We start from the raw sequence: 3,022 nt of genomic DNA on the forward strand, positions 1-3,022 counted from the left end.
TGCTTGTCGAAGACCTTCTTGCCGGCCGGGGTGAGTCCGTGTCCGTGGTGAGCGCTCTTCCCGACATCCAGGCCCAGGAAGACGCCTATCTCGTCTATCTCGTCGTACTCGTTCAAGCCGTCCTCCCGAACGGGGCGTGCGATGCGGAGAAGCACGAGGGCGACTACAGGTGCCCGTGCATGATGGCGCGGTTGATGCGGCCGGTGAACTCCTGCCGCATCCGGCGAGCGGAGACGCCCTTGAGGCTGTTGACCAGTTTGGAGACGGCGACCTTCGGCGGGTAGTGCACCTGGAGGTGGACGTGATCGCGCTCGCCGTTGAACTCCTTCAGCTCCGCTTCGAAGTCCTCGCAGACCTTGCGCATGATCTCTTCGCAGCACGTCAGCATCTCGTCGTTCACTCCACGCCGGCACTTCGTCACAAAGACCAAGTGCACGTGCATCGCTGAAACCACGTGCCTGCCACGCCTGTAATCGTTCTGCCCATCCATGAGACCAATCGCAGTAGGATCTTGGTTTGCAGCTCCGCTACACCTATCGGGCTCTCCAGCGGACAATTCAAACGACGGCGGGCAGTGCCGTCGGGCCTGAATACAGGCGTGGCCTCGCCTTGTCGTTCCGCCCGAGACAACCGCCCCGCGGCTGCGGCCCATCCCACGCCGCTCCGGGCTGCCGTCGGTCTGTCCATCCTCGAACGGAGACGCCTCCGCATGACGTTTGCTGCCTATACGGACATCCACCTCGCGCAGGGCGCTTCTCCCACGCGCTGGGGAATCCTACGACGGTTTGCCGGTCTCTTCCGCAGGTGTCGTGTGCCGCTGCTCGCCACGATGACGACGCTCCCGCTGTATCTCGTGTGGGCGTTCCTGCGCGCCAATGGCGGCGGTGACCTCGCGGCCCAGGACACTTGGGCACGCTTCGCTGCCGAGCACGGTGACTCGGCGTACGGACTGTTCTGGTTCGGCGGGCTACACACGGCGAACTACAGCTTGCTGTCGCCATATCTGATGGGCTTCTTTGGCGTGCGCACGATCGGTGTCGTCTCCGGGCTGGTCGCCGGCTGGCTGGCCGGCGTCCTGCTTGTTCGCTCGGGGATCCGAGGTCCGCTGGCGCCCGCACTGATGGCAGCGTTCGGACTATGGGTCGATGTCGCGGCGGGCCGGGTGACGTTCGCGCTGGGCGTCGCGTTCGCTCTGGCCGCGTGTGTGCTGCTGGTGGGCGAACGGCGTCTGGTCCTGGCCGCCGGGTACGTCATGCTCGCGACGATGGGCAGTCCGGTGGCCGGGCTGTTCCTGGTGGTCGCGGGCGGGGCCTACGGCCTCGTCCGCGACTGGAGGCGCGCTGCCGTACTCACGCTTCCGCCGTTCGTGGTCGTCGGGGCGACCACCCTGATGTTCCCGTTCAAGGGCGAGGAGCCGATGGCGACGGGACGGATCTGGTGGCCCGCGCTGCTCGGGGTCGCGGTTGCCGTGTTCGCACCGCACGGCTGGCGGGTGGTACGGCTCGGCGGCGCCGTGTACGCGGCGGGCGTCGTCGTCACCTACTTCACGCCGTCCCCCATAGGCTCGAACGTCGAGCGTCTGGCGCTGTTGTTCGCCCCCGCTGTCCTGCTGGCCGGCCTGCTCAACACGGAGCAGCGCAACCCGTACCGCCACCGTGGTCTCGCGCTAGCACTGGCCGGGTCCTTGTTCTGGCTGGGTTCGGGCACGGCCACCTCCTTCCTGAAGGGCTCGGACGAGATCCCGGCGTGGGCCGCCGACACTCACGGGCTGGTACACGAACTCGACCGGCTGAACGCGGATCGTGGACGGGTCGAGGTGGTCCCGACCCGCGACCACCGTGAGGCCGCCGTACTCTCCTCGCACGTCAACATGGCACGCGGCTGGAACACCCAACTGGACATGGAACGGGGCCGCCTCTTCTACGACGGCACCCTTTCCGCGACGACGTACCGAGCCTGGCTTGGCAGGTGGGCCGTCGGCTATGTGGTCGTGTCCGACGCCGAGCCCGACCAGTACGGGGCGGCGGAGGCGCACCTGGTGCGCGGGGAGCCGGCCTGGCTGGAGCCAATGTGGAGCGACACGCACTGGCAGCTGTACCGGGTACAGCACGCGGTACCGCTCGTACCGGCGCCCGCGGAGGTCGTGAGTTCTTCGGACGCTTTCCTCGTCGTACACATGCCGAAGCCCGGCTCGGTGACGGCAAAGATCGCGTACTCACCATGGCTGCACGCCGACAACGGCGGATGCCTGCGCCGGCAGGGCGAGTTCACCCGCCTCACGGTCGACGCCCCGGGCTTTTACCAGATCTCGTCCGAATACGATTTTACGCAGGGCTCGGAGACGTCCTCAGGTCAGCCGGTGTGCTGATGTGTGCGGTACGGAGTCGGCGACGGTCTCAGCGCCTGAACTCCCACGTGATGCGGGAACCCGTCACCCGGGTCACGGTCACCGGGATGGCTACCGTGGTGCCGTCGTTCTTCTTCCCCGTGCAACTGATGGTCGTACCGACGACGTTCTCCAGGTCGATGGGACAGGACACCTGCACCCGCTCTCCAACCCAGGGAAGCGGGTGGTACTTGCTCTGGGTCCGACCCGCGACGATCTTGGGCGCGAGCGCTGTGTGGCCGTCCACCACCACGGTGTCGAACTCGTCGATCCGGTGCCGGCGGCCAGGCGGGTACCGATGCCACCGAGGACGAGCACGGCGGCCGCGCTTGCGGAGACGCCCACGAGATACCGACTGTCCGGCACAGCTCTCTCCTCCCCTGGGAGGGTCCGAAACCAGCCTGATCGTGTACGCCCCAGACACCTGGGCTTCGAAGGCACCGCCACAAAGGCGCTGGCCTCCATGCGCCGCACGGTCGGTGTCCTGCGCGGCCGGTGACAACCCTGAACGCCTCGACACCCGCGTTCCGCGCAATTCGGAGTGATGCCGTGCACCCGCTGCGCCCGCTCGATGCGTGCCGGGGAGATGTAGCCGGAATCGACGACATGCTCAGCGGGCAGCAACTGCCGCTCGGC

At 67.2% G+C, this 3,022-nt stretch carries 2 protein-coding genes and 1 pseudogene; 1 reads left to right on the forward strand and 2 read right to left on the reverse strand.

Features of this window, described 5'->3' with window-relative positions:
• Window positions 1-166: 166 nt before the first annotated feature.
• Window positions 167-490, reverse strand: a pseudogene (tnpA, locus tag ABZ453_RS50850) (IS200/IS605 family transposase); the annotation flags it as partial.
• 339 nt (window positions 491-829) lie between these two features.
• On the opposite strand from tnpA, the gene ABZ453_RS50855 reads away from it, so the two are divergent.
• A complete protein-coding gene (locus tag ABZ453_RS50855) occupies window positions 830-2,368 on the forward strand; it encodes a glycosyltransferase family 87 protein (RefSeq protein ID WP_359026839.1) in 1,539 nt (512 codons plus the stop codon).
• Window positions 2,369-2,396: 28 nt separating this feature from the next.
• Here the strand turns inward: ABZ453_RS50855 and ABZ453_RS50860 are convergent, their stop codons facing one another.
• The gene (locus ABZ453_RS50860) at window positions 2,397-2,633 is read right to left on the reverse strand and encodes a DUF4333 domain-containing protein (RefSeq protein WP_359026838.1); all 237 of its coding nucleotides are present in this window, start codon (window positions 2,631-2,633) and stop codon (window positions 2,397-2,399) included.
• Between the last annotated feature and the right edge of the window lie 389 nt (window positions 2,634-3,022).

It is taken from the genome of Streptomyces sp. NPDC005799, from assembly GCF_040630525.1.
Classification (GTDB): domain Bacteria; phylum Actinomycetota; class Actinomycetes; order Streptomycetales; family Streptomycetaceae; genus Streptomyces; species Streptomyces griseorubiginosus_B.

Bases quoted from the DNA above. Each gene is read 5' to 3' on its own strand.
- ABZ453_RS50855 (WP_359026839.1), top strand. From the start codon at position 830: ATGACGACGCTCCCGCTGTATCTCGTGTGGGCGTTCCTGCGCGCCAAT.